The sequence below is a fragment of the Gillisia mitskevichiae genome (assembly GCF_003634585.1).
GTDB lineage: Bacteria > Bacteroidota > Bacteroidia > Flavobacteriales > Flavobacteriaceae > Gillisia > Gillisia mitskevichiae.
This window is the reverse complement of sequence record NZ_RBLG01000001.1, coordinates 590,165-605,211: the sequence shown is the minus strand read 5'-3', so window position 1 is coordinate 605,211 and position 15,047 is coordinate 590,165. Positions and strand designations below refer to the sequence as shown.

Annotated in this window: 16 protein-coding genes and 1 tRNA gene; 2 read left to right on the top strand and 15 right to left on the bottom strand. The window is 35.3% G+C overall.

The window, feature by feature from the left end; genetic code table 11:
* Position 1 precedes the first annotated feature (1 nt).
* From mobB to BC962_RS02690, 15 genes are all read right to left on the bottom strand, one after another.
* On the bottom strand, positions 2-1,033 hold the full coding sequence (gene mobB, locus BC962_RS02760) for a MobB family relaxase (protein ID WP_031427451.1): 1,032 nt from the start codon (positions 1,031-1,033) through the stop codon (positions 2-4).
* 11 nt (positions 1,034-1,044) lie between these two features.
* Positions 1,045-1,425 (bottom strand): BfmA/BtgA family mobilization protein, encoded by a 381-nt coding sequence (locus BC962_RS02755; protein ID WP_031427450.1) that lies wholly within the window; start codon positions 1,423-1,425, stop codon positions 1,045-1,047.
* Positions 1,426-1,869: 444 nt separating this feature from the next.
* On the bottom strand, positions 1,870-2,067 hold the full coding sequence (locus BC962_RS02750) for a hypothetical protein (protein WP_073101100.1): 198 nt from the start codon (positions 2,065-2,067) through the stop codon (positions 1,870-1,872).
* An 11-nt stretch (positions 2,068-2,078) separates the two neighbouring features.
* Complete coding sequence (locus BC962_RS02745; RefSeq protein ID WP_121344390.1) at positions 2,079-2,459, bottom strand: DUF6876 family protein; 381 nt, start codon at positions 2,457-2,459, stop codon at positions 2,079-2,081.
* 77 nt (positions 2,460-2,536) lie between these two features.
* Entirely contained in the window at positions 2,537-2,881 is a 345-nt protein-coding gene (locus tag BC962_RS02740; RefSeq protein WP_121344389.1) for a single-stranded DNA-binding protein, read from the bottom strand.
* Positions 2,882-2,955: 74 nt separating this feature from the next.
* Positions 2,956-3,300, bottom strand: coding sequence for a single-stranded DNA-binding protein (locus BC962_RS02735; RefSeq protein WP_121344388.1), 345 nt, complete (start codon positions 3,298-3,300; stop codon positions 2,956-2,958).
* 10 nt (positions 3,301-3,310) lie between these two features.
* Positions 3,311-3,457, bottom strand: coding sequence for a hypothetical protein (locus BC962_RS16280; protein WP_183075456.1), 147 nt, complete (start codon positions 3,455-3,457; stop codon positions 3,311-3,313).
* A gap of 526 nt (positions 3,458-3,983) precedes the next feature.
* Positions 3,984-4,145, bottom strand: a complete 162-nt coding sequence (locus BC962_RS16275; protein WP_183075431.1) for a hypothetical protein — start codon at positions 4,143-4,145, stop codon at positions 3,984-3,986.
* A gap of 398 nt (positions 4,146-4,543) precedes the next feature.
* Positions 4,544-5,335: a UPF0489 family protein gene (locus BC962_RS02720; protein WP_121344385.1), complete on the bottom strand. Its 792-nt coding sequence runs from the start codon at positions 5,333-5,335 to the stop codon at positions 4,544-4,546.
* Entirely contained in the window at positions 5,328-7,607 is a 2,280-nt protein-coding gene (locus BC962_RS02715; RefSeq protein ID WP_121344384.1) for a hypothetical protein, read from the bottom strand. Before BC962_RS02715 ends, BC962_RS02720 begins: the two co-directional genes overlap by 8 nt.
* 10 nt (positions 7,608-7,617) lie before the next feature.
* The gene (locus BC962_RS02710; protein ID WP_121344383.1) at positions 7,618-8,721 is read right to left on the bottom strand and encodes a nucleotidyl transferase AbiEii/AbiGii toxin family protein; all 1,104 of its coding nucleotides are present in this window, start codon (positions 8,719-8,721) and stop codon (positions 7,618-7,620) included.
* Positions 8,714-9,481: a DUF6577 family protein gene (locus tag BC962_RS02705; protein ID WP_121344382.1), complete on the bottom strand. Its 768-nt coding sequence runs from the start codon at positions 9,479-9,481 to the stop codon at positions 8,714-8,716. Before BC962_RS02705 ends, BC962_RS02710 begins: the two co-directional genes overlap by 8 nt.
* A 158-nt stretch (positions 9,482-9,639) precedes the next feature.
* Positions 9,640-10,476, bottom strand: coding sequence for a DUF932 domain-containing protein (locus tag BC962_RS02700; protein ID WP_121344927.1), 837 nt, complete (start codon positions 10,474-10,476; stop codon positions 9,640-9,642).
* Positions 10,477-10,739: 263 nt separating this feature from the next.
* Positions 10,740-12,536, bottom strand: a complete 1,797-nt coding sequence (locus BC962_RS02695; RefSeq protein WP_121344381.1) for a ParB/RepB/Spo0J family partition protein — start codon at positions 12,534-12,536, stop codon at positions 10,740-10,742.
* Positions 12,537-12,899: 363 nt separating this feature from the next.
* Positions 12,900-12,982: transfer RNA gene (locus BC962_RS02690), tRNA-Leu, on the bottom strand.
* 793 nt (positions 12,983-13,775) lie between these two features.
* On the opposite strand from BC962_RS02690, the gene BC962_RS02685 reads away from it, so the two are divergent.
* Positions 13,776-14,243 carry a GNAT family N-acetyltransferase gene (locus tag BC962_RS02685; protein ID WP_121344380.1) on the top strand — a complete coding sequence of 156 codons (468 nt, stop codon included), beginning with the start codon at positions 13,776-13,778 and terminating at the stop codon, positions 14,241-14,243.
* Between the two features lie 111 nt (positions 14,244-14,354).
* Positions 14,355-14,813 (top strand): TMEM175 family protein, encoded by a 459-nt coding sequence (locus BC962_RS02680; RefSeq protein ID WP_317127947.1) that lies wholly within the window; start codon positions 14,355-14,357, stop codon positions 14,811-14,813.
* Positions 14,814-15,047: the final 234 nt, after the last annotated feature.

The window sequence follows — 15,047 nt, the reverse complement described above, 5'->3', positions numbered from 1 at the left end:
ATTAGATTCCGATGGAACTCGATTTGATGGCCACTTCCGCACCACGTCGTAGCCTATTAAAAATTTTCATTGCCAATTGTGCCTGTGTAACTGGAATACTCGGCATCATCGGGATGCCACTTTTCCCCATTATTTTGAACGCCAATGCTTTTTCGTTGGTGGGCAGTTTCATTAGTGAAGCAAAATAGATTTTCGGATTCTTGATAAAATCCTTTCTTGCTTTATAGGTTTCAGCGAAGTTCCTTTGATAGCCAAAAGTCTTATCAAAAGTCTTTTCTGCTTTCTCAAAAAACCCATCTCTATCAAATCCCCGTTTTACCGTTTTACCATTTAATTCAACGTCGGAAGCTTTATATTTACTTCCAGGTGACAAACTGAATTTATTGGAAACATCCTTACGGCTCACAATGATGTGAATATGGCTTTGGCTGCCCTCCTTTTGCATTCCCTGTACTATTCGTTTTCCGTTCTGTTGGTGCGGTGCTTCTCTTTCTAGTTTCCCAATCTCTTTTTCCATTTTTTTTAGATTTCCTTCCGCTCGCCCTTCTTGCACATTTCGGACTTCAGTTTTTAGTTGAAGTATTTTTGTAGCATACGGTTGGTTTTCTTTTATCTGAAAGTCCGTGCCTTTGAAGGTCCTTTGATGTTCAATTTTTGCATAATATTTAATATCATCGATGTTAATGGGTCGCCCATTGATTTCGCGATTAAATGAAGCCACATAATCCTTCATAATCTCACGGGTGTATTTTTGCAAATCTTGACTATGATTCTGCAACCGTTTGAGTTCGTATTTAGATGGGCTTACGGTAATAGAATAAAACCGTGGTTCGTGTTTTTCAAGTTTTGCAGTATTGCCGTCTATTTCCCTGACCACTTCTTCTGCTGAAATCTCGTCGCCATCTTGGTTAAAGAAATGCTCCATATCCTGCTGTTCCAATCCTTGATTTTCCTTCTCCAGATAGCCAACAAAATCAGCCGAACTTTTAGAATAATTACCTCCTATTTTTTGAGGTGTGATTGTAATGTACATAGCTCAAAAATTTACAGTTGGTTACTTGGATTTTGTTTTTCACGGAAGCGTACTTCCTTTTTTTCTTCGGCATATTTCTTTTCCAAAATCAGCGGTTTTTTGTTTGGCTGTTCTGTCTCAAAAAGGGATTGAATCATTGCGACCGTTGGTTTGGTTTGTGTCTTTTCAACATCACGCATTATAGCGATGACTGCATTGATTCTTTTTAATAGTTTGGCTTCGATGGTTCGCCCTGTCGGACCTAACTTTTCTTTTGGCGATATCTCATTATAGAAGAAAAAATCAAGAATGGCTTCCATCGTTTCAGTATGTGTTTTGAAGTGCTTTTTTGAAAATTCTTGAAAACGTTTGGCAGTTTTCCTTTTGAACCTGATGGTGATGAATGAATCCATTTTCTTTCGCTTTTATTGTGCATTTGACGTAAATCCATCCCTGTTTACAGGTTGTTCAAGGGCATTTGACGCAAATTGAAGAAATTTATATAATCCATTAATTTTCAAGTATTTGAAATTCAATGGTTTATACGCTAAAAGGAATATGTAACGTGGCTCTGCCCGTTACCCTCTTGCTATTCCTTTTCGTCACGCCAAAGCGTGACAAAAATTTCATACAATCTGGCTAAAAAGCCAATTGCCCTTTTAGGAATTCGGAAATTCCAATATGTAAAATATAGATGGATACAGCTACCAGCGAAAGTTAAAAATAGGGTAGCTATATAAATTATGTGTGCTGAATTTCAGCGAAATAAAGATACGGTTTTTTTATTGAACTGGAATTACTTGAAAAGAAAAAACACCTCCAAAATTTAGAGGTGCTTGATTATTAAGTTTAGAAAATTAGATGTTGAATATGAACTTATAGGAATATAAATTTCGTAATGCTTCTTCCTCTATCATCGTTTCAAAACAGGTGTAATTTTCCCTTACGTATTTGCGAATATCATCGCCAAATTTTCGTTCCACGTCTTTTTTAGAATCCTCTAAAAGTCGGTTTTGAGCCTCCTCGCTCAAGTCTGTAAAATTGAGATAAACCATAGCTTTAAAATTTAGTATTCGCTTGGTAACATCAACGTATCATTTACAAAAAATAACCGCAGTTCATCGAGCGGAAAATCGGTTGCCCGATAGCCGTGTTTTTCCAAAATATTGTCGTTGCCATCGGTGTAAATTATCTCTGCTTCAAAGCCAATAATTTCTTGCTTTTCTTCGGGCAATCTTTTAAAGTCTATTGTGATAAATTCGCTTCGGTTCATCAGACTTTTTGCAATTACGGAAGTGTCCGTAATGAGCCAAAAACAATCTGCCACATTAGCAAGATATTTTAATCCGTCCGTAAAACGTGTCCTCAATATTGGGATTTGATAGAACATTTCCGTACCGTGGAAATGTTGCAATCCTTCTTTGATTTCGTTAACTTGTGCTTTCATAATTAATTTGATTTAAAGAGTTAATAATGAAAAGAGGGCGCAACTTTCGATGGGAACGCCCTCTTTAATTTTTATAGTTACTTACCATTTTTAGACCCGAGCAAAAGGATTTCTCTTGCTACAACTTCGGTATAGTATCTTTTTTCGCCTTCCTTGGTTTCATAAGAGCGTTGCGCCAATTTGCCCTCGATGGCAATTTGTTTTCCTACGACTATATATTTCTCAATGATTGAAGCAAGTTTTCCCCAAGCCACAACACTATGCCAATGGGTTTCCGATTGCTTCTGCCCTTTTGAGTCTTTGTAATCTTCATTTGTAGCCATAGAGAACTGTGCTACAATTTTTCCATTTTCAAGATTTGTAATTTGTGGGTCTTGCCCAATTTTTCCAATTAACTGAACGTGATTTTTAATAGTTTTCATAATAAAAAGTTTTAAAGATTATTAATAAAAAAGGGCGCAACTTTTGAGAGAAACGCCCTCTTAAATTTTAAATCCTACTTGTCGTTTTTACTTCCAAGTAATAGGATTTCATTTGCTTCGATTTCGGTTACATATCTTTTGATACCTTCTTTGTCATCGTAGCTTCGAGATTTCAATTTCCCTGTAACACCTACTTCCTTTCCTTTGCCTACATATTTTTCAATAATTTCGGCAGTCTTGCCCCAAGCCACAACGGTATGCCAATTGGTTTCCGTTTGCTTTTCGCCTTTGGCATCTTTGTAATACTCGTTTGTTGCGATTGAAAAACGGGCTACTTTTTTACCGCTTTCAAGGTTTGTAATGGTTGGCTCTTGTCCAACGTTTCCGATTAACTGTACGTGATTTTTCAAAGTACTCATAATAAAATATTTAAAGATTAATTAAAATGCTATCTGAACCATTCAGACAGTTTGCGTTTATATTTTTTTGAAGTGATTTACTTATTATATCTTGAGCGTTTTCCTTTTTTGTTTTTTTTGGTGTCGCTTCCTTTTTGATGTTTTTGTAAGATTTCATAAGATTCATTTTAGATTTACTTCCCATAGCGCCCTCGCTGTTACCTTTTTTTGTTGCTGATACATTTTCAAGATTTTGAATTGATAAGGACTTATAAAAAGTGAAGCGCAGCGAGAACGGTTTATGCAGTCTGTTCAAGTTCAAAATGTTGGTATTTTGCTGGCAAAAAAAGGGTATAACAGCGAGGGTGCGGATGTAGGTCTAAAAGCTTTTGTGAAGTATAAAAACATAGGAAGCGGCACCAAATCATTAAATGGAATTCCGATTTGGCGGACTCCGTTCACGATTTCGGATTGGGAATGAAGCGTCCCGCTCTAGCGCAGCGGAGCGGGTAGCGGAATGGAAAGTAGAAATTGGGGATGGTGTCCAAGACCTATTTAGAGAAGTTCTTTTTCCGGAATGTAGCTTTTCGCGAAATGTAGGGGAATGTGCTGAACGGGTTATGAAAGTCGTTTCCAATAAAAGGTTATTATTACTTTTGTGAGTAGTTAGCTTACTCTACAAAAAGTTCTTTCTGGTTTTTAGATTAAACATTATTTAATAATACGTCGTAGTAAAGTGGATGCTTTTCTCTGTAGTAAGCTAAGTGACTTTCGCCACTTTCAATAGTGTAATTTTCACTACTTAATTGATAATGTTCTTCTGCTTCTTCTATTGAAATGTTCGGTTTTACAGCTATACTTTTCATAATGTTAAATTATTTTGGTTAAACAATATTTGAGCAGAAACCAAACGGAAGCTAAAATCACAGCTCAAAAGGAAACGGAATAAATAAGTGATGGTAGCAGCGATGGCTTTATGCCGTAGTCTTTTGATGGGTGTATTTTACGAGTTTACCTTGCGTGTATATTGTATGATAATTAACTTCCTTTTTTAAGCGGACTTAACTTGAAAGGTGTAGGTTGAAATGGAGTTTGACCACTTCCCGATTTTCTTGGGAATGAGTGGGCAAGTGGAAAGGAAATCGGAAGCTTTGGAGTTGTGTCCAAGACTTGTTTTAATGAAGCGCTTTGCCTGAAATATAGCTTTTCGCGGAATGTAGGGGAATGGGCTGAATGGCCGTATTATTATCGATTCAATTCATCATCAATATTTAGGTTTCCATTTCCAATTACATTTAGGTGCAAACAATTCTGGATTGAAATAGATTTCGCTAATCAAATCAAGAAACTTGTTGCTTCTCAAAAGTCCACCGCAATGTTCTGGTTCTGTTGCGATAGTAAATCCTTTTAAACGTTCAAAAATCCAATGAATTAATGGATTGTCCTTATCTAACATTGTACGTATTTCTTGTTCCTGTAGATAGGTAAATTCAAAAGAACCATCACTTAAGCCATTCTTTATCGAAAAGAAGTCCAAGTCTATATCAAAAAATACAGATGTTTCTGAAGAATTCAATAGGGCACCCTGTAAGGCTTTATACGTTTTGAATTTTTTAATTGCGTGTCTGTTTCCATAAGTATCTATCAGTTCTTCATCTTTCCAAGTATCTTGACCAAGCTCTTGCCTGCAATGAACATAAATATCCCCAATCAAATTGAGGTAAGCCGCACATAAAATATGACCGTCATTATTCCCCGCAAGTTTTGCCCAAGAAAATAAAGACACTTCTGCATCACTCGTTAAATCTAATTTATCTAACCATTCTTTTTCTGTTTCAAAAGGGTAGCATAAATCCTGATGCCAGTCTAGCGAAACCAAACAAGGTGGATTAGTATTTTCATTTTTACGCATCCATTTGTTCCAATAGAAAAATGCGTATCGATGTTCTTGAAATACTGCAAGTTCTATTGCTTCAGTTTCATTTGTTGGATGCGATAATATTTGTCGTGAAACACCTGGTGGTTCTATGTGATATGGGTTTCTGAATTCAATCATTTTCAATGGTCTTGAAAGGAACAATATCGCTTAAATCATTTTTGATACCTTGTTCACGTAGTGGCGAAGTGATATTCAACTGAACGACATCTCTATTTTGTCTCCAAATAATCTCTGCGATGAATGCAATTGTTAATTGTACAGATTCCGCTGGATTTTGATTTTCATTTGTGTTCCAGCGTTGTCTCAACTCACTATTCTCATCAAGATTCAAGTCGATTACAGAGGCATATACGTTTCTGTCTGGTATAATTGGTTCAAGACGCAGTTCTTTAATCTCATCAGCTTTGAGGTCTGGATGATTAATTCTCGGAAGGTCAGTCTTTGGCAGAACGAATAGTACATTTGTAAAAACTGGCGAAGTCAACCTAATCATATTCTCAAGGAAATCAGGTATTTCGACTAAACCATTGTCGAAAAAACCAAACCCTACAATTAGATGTTTCTCTTTATCGTATTTTAATCTTTTAAACGCATCTTCAAAGTTTTCTCTGTCTATTAAGTATCTACGTGTTCTCGCTCCGAGGAAAGAGTTTGGAATATATCGATTGATTTGGTCATAAATGATTTGTTGTGCAAATATCGAATCATAATTTAGATGTGGTATGTCTCCTTCTGTAAAACCTTCTTTTCGGAAAAGTATGGAACCTCCATTTAGACCGAATCGCATCACAGGTTCATCATTTGCAAAATCATCTTTATTTATTATGAGGCTGTACTGATTAAATGCGTCGTCTATCATCGTTGAACTGCTGGCCAAAAATTGATTGATTTTATTATCAGATAATGGTGCATTTGTTCTATTCTGTTGAATTTGCTCTTCAATTCTAATTCGTAATTCAGGCTCAAAACCTTCTATATCCTCAAAAATAGCATCTGACAAATTATAGCCCAGTAAATCCAATAAGTCTTTATTCTCTAATATTTTGTTTAAACAAAACTTGAAATAGTCCAAAGCATCTTTCCATTTAAGTAATTCAAGTACTTTATTTGGCAATCTTGGTTGTTCGGTAAATTGATGAAACGTATAATAGGGTTGCAAGAAAAATTGTCTTATAAAAAGCAAACATACATATTGACAAATCCAAAAGGTTATTTGTCGTGAGAGGCCTAAATTATCAATGTCTGGAAATGGGTATTTAAAATCTGTAGGCGTAACTCTGTTTACATACCCTTCTTTAAAATAGGCAAACCAGTAGAATATGTCATACATAGAGTTAGGCAATAGGTAATAATCTGGCGGCTGACTTTGTGTGAAATTTAGAATTCGTTTTAGTCCATTATTGTTTTGACGATACAATAGCAAGCCACCCAATGCATAGTGAAACTCTAAAAATCTTATCTGTTCACTTTCTCTTATTTCAATTTCCTCCTTGTTCTCATAATCTCTAATATCGATGTTGTATTTGCCAGTTTTCCTCCCTAATTGAAATCTATAATATTGGTGTGCAGTGCTCCAATGCTCCTTTATAAACTTTGCATTGTCGGAAATCTGATAGATATTGCCCCACATACTATCATACGTTTTTTCTGATATTGGAATCTCCTGAAAATCCTGTCCCAACAACCACCAATTTGATACTGCGGGAGAAGTCAATCTATCCAATTCAGAAACTTCTTTCCGAAGCAATTTTTTAATTAGCTTACGGGTTACGTCATAAAAATAAAATGGATATTCTAAGGCTTCGCTTGAATTATGATTATGACGAATTTTAATAAACTCTTCAGTATAAAACTTACTCAATTCCTCTTGTAAATGGATATCCTCCTTTTCTACAGCGAAATAGGCTATCTCGTTAAGTGAATTGATAAGGTTTTCTTTATATCTACTTTCTTTTGAGATTAATTGATATTTCGCAATCAGATATTTCAATAGGCGAGCTGGTTTTCCGTTGTATAACGCTATTTTGTCAAGCCAGATTATAAAGGATATTACAAGAAAAAAGGTAAGAGTTAATGTCAATAATTTTGCAGAATTTTGCATCCATATTGAGTTTTTCCAAAATAATGGTTCGGCACCTGCAATCAAAAAGGCAAATGATGCGATAGTGAAGAACAACAGCCATTCGAAAGTGGTAACTTTCCTGCTCCGAAATGGCAAAATGCGACCATATGCCCTTTGTGGAAATTCTTGTTCAAAAACTTCGGAAAGATAATTTGAGTCATACCTATTTCCAATATTCGATATTTTATCAATTATTATAGGATAAGCGATACCAATAATGGCTATATCAATCCCAATGCATATTTCTATTATATATTTTAGATTCATTTCTTCATATTTATAGTAATTCCACCGCCTTATACCAATAATAAAATATGCTTTTATCTGGCTGTCGTTTTAGTTTGTTCAAAAATGCCCAATCTGCTTTTTCAATGTTAAGTTTACTTATGTCTTGTCCTTTGTAATATTCAATTTCTGTTATCTCATCTTGCAACAATATAGCATTCAAATAAGCTACCCTGGCAGAAGCTGCAAGGGCTTCCTCTATTCTGAAATTTCCCGTCATAAGAAATGCACTTCCAAAACTGCGTATACCACGGTTTAATTCCTCGAACTTCTTTTTTGTTTCTTTTGTTGCGTTGCGCTCTCTTTTGGCGATGATGGTACAGGTGTCTATGGCATCCCAAAGCACATCTGTTTCTTTGAGGTTTCTGCCGCTGAAATCTTTATCCAAACTGCGATAGGATAGTTCCGCTTTCGCGAAAGCTGAAAAGCTTTTTTTAACCATTGCCATATCCGTAATGTTTTCAAATAGCTTTCCTAAATCGAACAGTTGTTTGCAGATTTCCATAGCAAATAACTGGTCGCCCTTATAATATGGAATACCGATGGTCTCTGGCGCAAAAGCAGTAAGCTTGTCGCCACAGATGGAATTTACCGAAGGTGTGGTAATTGATATTATAGGCTCATTAACCGATAGCCAAGGAATTTCAATGGAAGATTCTATGAGCTCTGGATAATGTGGGCTGTCAAAAAGAATATCCAACAGAATGGTTCCTGGAACGTTCGGGTTGTAATCTGAATCAAATTCAAAAGTATAATGTGCCTTTGGAACGCCTTCTTTATAACTTCGACGTTCATTCAAAGTGTGGCTTTTAAAATGTGAGTTGGCAACAACCGCATCAAGGATTTTTTCCAATGGGTCACGCTCTACACTCGAAATAATATCGATATCTATTGAAAACCGATTGCCTTCTTCAAGTAAAAGCACCAGTGAAGTGCCCCCTTTAAAGACAAAATCAAGTCCTTCTATTTTTAGATGTTCCAACAATGAAAATGCGTGAACCATTTTTTCCAAAATGGTCACATTAATGCCTTTATGTTCTTTTTTTGACCGAAAAATACCCAGCCACTCTTTTGTGAAGCTTTTGTTTTCAATCATTGATTATGTCCTCTAAAATATTCGGTATGTGGTTATTCATAAATTGCTTGATTTCCTGTTCTTTCTTTCGTCTTTTCGCATAGCTAAAGAGCTTTGTGAAATTAATACTGTATCGCTCAAGTATCTTTTCATAAATATTTATGAGTTCAGAGCCTTGGTAAAAATGGTACAGGTTTTCATCGGCAAACAAGTCCACCATTATTTTTTCAAGCGTGGCAACTGGAACTACATTTTTTTTGTCTTTCAATTTACTTATCGGTGCTCTGGTGACGAGACGTTTTATGACCACGGGAACAGCACTCTCGGAAATGTAGAATTCAATTTCCTTGTCATCGGGATTCAAGAAAAAATCCATTTTCAAGGAATCGTTTAGATAATAGTATAGTGATTCTGTAAATTCCTTTTCCACTTCTACTACAATCATTTGATTGGATACTTGATGCTGCGTAAATTCATTGAGCCATTGGTTTTCCCATATAGCATATTGGATTTCCTCAAACCGTTCATTGGTCTTACTTGCTATTTTTAGAACACTATCAGACAGTACTGGTCTATACTTGGGTTTATAGGATATAACATACAATCCACGACCAATAGTTTTGATGATGTCTTTTTTCTTCAGGTCGTAAATGCGCCAACTAAATGTACTTTCCTTCAAATCCGGTTCAAGGTCCAAATAGAACTGAAATAGCTGGTTCCTATCAAAGGAACTTTGCTCTTTAAACGCTTCTATAAGCTTATTTTCTATAATTTTTGGCATAATACAATATCAAAACTTTGCCAAAAATACAAAAAAGTGGCGAATATTTGAAAACTAATTATCGCCACTACATCAATAAAGTGGTAAATATTTGAAACGAGCTATTATTGAAAAAGAAAAAAATCCAGTTTAAGGTACTGGATAGACCTTCAATAATACTATGCCATCGCATAGACTTCATTGAACAGTTTCTTGTCCAACCGTTCTTGTTGGCCAAAGCTTTTCTTTAAGACATTATGAAGTACTGAATTAAAAGCATTATAGCCCAGCCAAAGATTAGGTTCTTCATTGAGCAACAAGGCTTCATAGTTCAAGATTTCGATGACCTCACGAGACTTTTTCGACGGGTCGCTATTGTTATCGCTACATTCATACCGGAATAATTTCGTTTTGTCAAGAATCGCTTTGACAAATTCCTGTGTATCGATGATCTTAAATTCCTTCATCTTGTCGAACTTCTTGGTAATGGTGTAGAATTCATTATCCAGAAATTTATCGAAAAGATTGTTCAACCTTGGCATAATCAATTGTGTATTGTTCTTACTGTGTTTTATGGAAAACTCGATTTCTGCCTGTGACACGTGCAGACCGTTTGAGCACACTTCTCTATAAAACCCGAAGTGTCCAGAGGTCTTTTCACTTCCGTCATACGAGTTTTTAAATCGAAGCATCGGTAGTATCAAGTCCTTATCGTTCTTAACCGTAAACTGGCTTTTGTCGTCGATAATAAAGTCAGTAATGAACGACCTGTCATTTTTGTTGATGGTGCGTTTGTGGAAGTTCAATTGTGCATCGGTCAGCATTTCTTCAGCTTTCTTGAAGAAAAGTTGATTTGGAATGTGGCCATAGCTGTTCGATACCACATTGACGATTTTGCCATTAGAGATGATGACATTTTCAAGCCCTCGTCGGGATTCCATCTGTGTCAGACTTTTTAAGGATTTCATTTCTGATGGTACGAAGATTTCATCCTGTTGCAAATTTTGTAAATACATAGCATTTGAATTTAGATTAAACAATATTTGAGCAGTACCCAAAACGGAAGATAAAATCACAGCTCAAAAGGAAACGGAATAAATAAGCGTAGGGTGTTGTTTTGGCTTTATGCCGTAGTCTTTTGATGGGTGTATTTTACGAGTTTAACTTTGCGCCATCTATTGATTGATAACCCCTTCCTTAAGAACCCATCTTTTAAAAAACTATCATAAAAAAGAAAAAGGGCCAGCACGAATGCCGACCCTTCTTCAAACAACAAAAGCTAATCGTTGAGTTCCTGAATTTGCTTTTCAAGAACTGTGATGCGCTCTTTCAAACGTTCCTCACGTTTGTCTCTCTTCTCGGCATATTCCTTTTCTATGCCGGCAATCTTGGATTTGTAATATCCTTGCATTGCGTTGTAGAATGAAATGTTCGTCAGATTATTGACGTGATTGCTTTCGCCAAAATGCACTTGCTTTGTGAGCATATAGCGTATCAACTTGTGAAAGATTTCTTTTTTGAACTTCTTCTTGAAATTCTCAACCATTTCAACTTTGGTCATCTTTGAAGTGACGCCCAAGAACTTTGAGAAATACTTTTGTTGGCTCATATAGTCCACATTGTTCTCAAATAGCGATATCGAGAATGCCACCATTTCATCTGTTGAAATTGTCTTCTTGGTATCAATGTATTTCGTCTCACGAATCATTTCTACAACTTCTTGAAACTGCTTGTTGTTCTCTATTTGCTTCTTCCGGATTTCCCTTTCGTTGATTTTTACGATTTGTTCTTCAGGCGTACAATCTGCCATTTTTCTGTTGGCCAATGGTGTCGAATATTCCGTAGAATCGTTCTTTGATTTTTCAACAATCTTTACAAAAATTTCTTTGTGCTGGAATGAATCGGGATGGAACACAATACCGCTTTTAAATCCATCTTCTTTTGCTGAATTGAATTTTTCCAATGCTTCTTTATAATTCTGCATTGCTTCATCCAATTCTGCTTTTAATTCATCTTCAGAATAATCGTAATGTTGATATTCTTTCTGAATAGCTTCGATTGTTGGCTCAATCGGATTCTCTATAATTTCAACATCGTCCAATAGATAGACTTTCAATTTGTTTTTTTCCAATTGTGATATAATGAGCTGATTGTTCTCGTCATCTGCCCAATACTGTCGTATTTCAGGGATTAAAAGGATATTCTCTTTCTTGGACTTTTCAATCAGGTTTAAGAACGATTTACTTTTCTTCGTCTCAAAACAGGCTGATTTTGTACATACCATTTTACCATCGCCGAATAAATTTCCTTGATTTGCCGCATTGAACGGACATTCTATACAAGACCCAGCTTTCGGAAGTAATTTTTTATCGGCTACATCAAAAGATGCTTTTTCCAAATCGTAAGTCTGGTCTTTAATCATCCTGTTTATCTGATGCGCATTAAAATCCTCGCCCATCGTTTCCAGCATCATCTGCTGTTCTTCGGGTTCAAAGAGCGCTACACCTACACCCAATGAGATTGTCATTTCGCCATTGCGTACAAAGTCCTTGAAACCGTCAATCAATCCTGCCAGTTTAAGTCGCTGTCTGATAAAGTTATCGGTTCTTCCCAACCGTTTTGCAATTTCGGTAGGCGCATATCTTTCGCTTAAATAAGCAATCGCCTCTGCTTCTTCGGTTGGCTCAACATCCTGTCTTTGTAGATTTTCGATGATTTGAATTTCCAGAACATCATTGTTCTTGTATTCCCTAACGATACACGGAATTGATTTCTTGTTGGCCAATTTACTGGCTCGATACCTCCGCTCCCCCATTACGATGATAAAATCGTTTCCAGATTTTCGGACTGTAATAGGTTGCAGAACACCGTGCTTTTTGATACTTTCTGAAAGCTGCTTTAACGCATCCTCATTAAAAGTCTTCCTGGGCTGCATCGGGTCGGGAATGACCTTTGCAATTGATAGGTTCTCAATCTGAAGCCCAATCGCTTTTTGTGTCAATTTTTCTTTGACTTCTTTCTTGGCGGCCGTAATTTTTTTACCGCTCTTTCTTGTGGTACTCGCTTTTGTTGTCATAATACTCAAATTTTAGATTAAACAATATTTGAGCAGAAACCAAACGGAAGATAAAATCTTGGCTCAAAAGGAAACGGAATAAATAAGCGATGGAAGAGAAGTTGGCTTTATGCCGTAGTCTTTTGATGGAAGTATTTTACGAGTTTAACTTGCGTGTATATTGTATGATAATAAACTTCCCTTACGAAGAAGTAAGGTCGTGATTAGATAAAATTTATTATTCTGATAGTAAATTCATAGGGTTTAAAAACAAATAGAAGAATTTAACATCAATAAAAATGTTGCCTTCAAAATAGCAAAATGTTGTACCTATGTTGTACCAAGTCATAAAAAAAGCCGAGATTTTCATCTCAGCTTTTTTAGTACCGAAGGCGGGAATCGAACCCGCAAGCCTTGTGAGCAATGGATTTTGAATCCATCGTGTCTACCAATTCCACCACTTCGGCATACTTTTTTTCCCTTCTCAAATTTGGATTTTGAATCCAGCGCGTCTACCAATTCCGCCACTCGAGCTAGTGGACGGCAAAATTATAAAAAAATAATCATTCACAACCTAAAATCATACATTTAAATCTTTAAAATTTGAAGTTCATATTTGGAACAATAATGGGGGATTTCCCCTATATCCTAATCATAAATTTCGTTTCAACTTTATTATTGTTATTCTAATCTACCTGCGAATAAGTTTTTATTCTACCCTATTTATTAATTTATACACCATGAGGGACGATAGTTTTATTCGTATAGCCGAATTTTTATTTTTAATTAGTAGCATCGCTTTAGTAGTATTTATAGTATTAAAAGTTACTGCTTGACTATGTAAAGAACTTCTATTAATAAGACTGTAAGTTTTATAGCTTAATTTATGAATCGAATTTATATTCTAATACCAGTTGGAAGCATTGCTGTTTTAAAAAACTAAATTTCATATAAAGGCATATATAGGAGAATTTCGCATTTAAGCAACAGCACTTTTTATTGCCTAGATCAATCAGATACAAAATTCTTTTATAATTTTTAAAACATAAAAAGCGCCATCCTTTTAGGAACTTACACTTCCCTACAAGTATAATTTCTTTCAAGATATGGCGCTTGATTCGTGTTTTTAAATTCAATGCTCCACAAATTTAGAATGTTTTCACGTCTTATGTTACGGTTTCCCGTAAATTGAATTTCAATATTCTCCATCCCGAACAGGAGAATAGTAAGTAAATATCACAGGTTATAGGAATTAAACCAATGAATTTAACTCACACTAATTTTCTCAACCTAAAAGAAAAACAAGCCGTTTTTAAACTTTGGAACCAAGAGTATCCAAAAAATTTAAGTTACTCATCTATAAAGGAGTTTGATAAATACCTCTCCGGACTTCAAAATTTAGATCACGTACTAGTAAAAAATGAACAAAACCAGATTTTGGGTTGGTATATAGATTTTATAAGATATAATGAAGTTTGGTTTGCAATGATTCTTGATTCCACCATTCAAGGCAAAAGAATTGGAACTCGCTTACTAGATGAAGCTAAAAAATCGCATAAATCATTAAATGGTTGGGTTATAGATCATGCCAAATACTCAAAAATGGATAGCACTATTTATAGATCTCCATTAGGGTTTTATTTGAAAAATGATTTTATAATTATAAAACAAACGAGATTAGAATTACCAAAAATTTCTGCCGTTAAAATAACTTGGAAAGAAAACTAGCAAAATACGTGTCTATATTCTTTGCTTCTAAGGGAAGCTGCTCTTTTTCAAAAATAGAATTTAGTACTCATTATCTTGTAATTTAACGTTAATAAAATAAAACCGTAAATAATGAATAAAGGTAGATTAGAAGCTTTTAGCGATGGGGTTCTTGCTATTGTTATAACCATTATGGTTTTGGAAATTAAGGTACCTCATGGAAATGATCTAAATGCACTACTCCCATTAATTCCTGTTTTTATTAGTTATGTATTAAGTTTTATTTATTTAGGGATATATTGGAACAATCATCATCACATGATGCAAACTGTCACTTCTGTAAAAGGCGATATTTTATGGGCCAATTTACATTTGTTATTTTGGTTGTCCCTAATTCCTTTTGTAACAGGGTGGATGGGTGAAAATAGTTTTGCTCCAATGCCAATGGCATTTTATGGTTTTATTCTATTGATGTCTGCACTCGCATATTTTATTCTACAAAAACGCATTATTGCTGCACACGGCAAAGATTCGCTACTCTCTAATGCATTAGGTAACAATCTCAAAGGTAAAATCTCACCTGTACTGTAAGTCTTAGCAATTGCATCAACTTATATAAGCCAATGGATTGCTGCTGGAATTTATGTTTTAGTAGCATTTATGTGGCTAATACCGGATAAACGTATAGAAAATGCAATTATTAATTCTGAAAAAAGCAACTTAGAAGAAAGTTAGAAAGAACATTCCTAAATCTGAATATCTACAACCTTAACATCATAATTCGATCTCTTTAAATCATTCTGCGGAATAGGTTTTTAAAAAGTG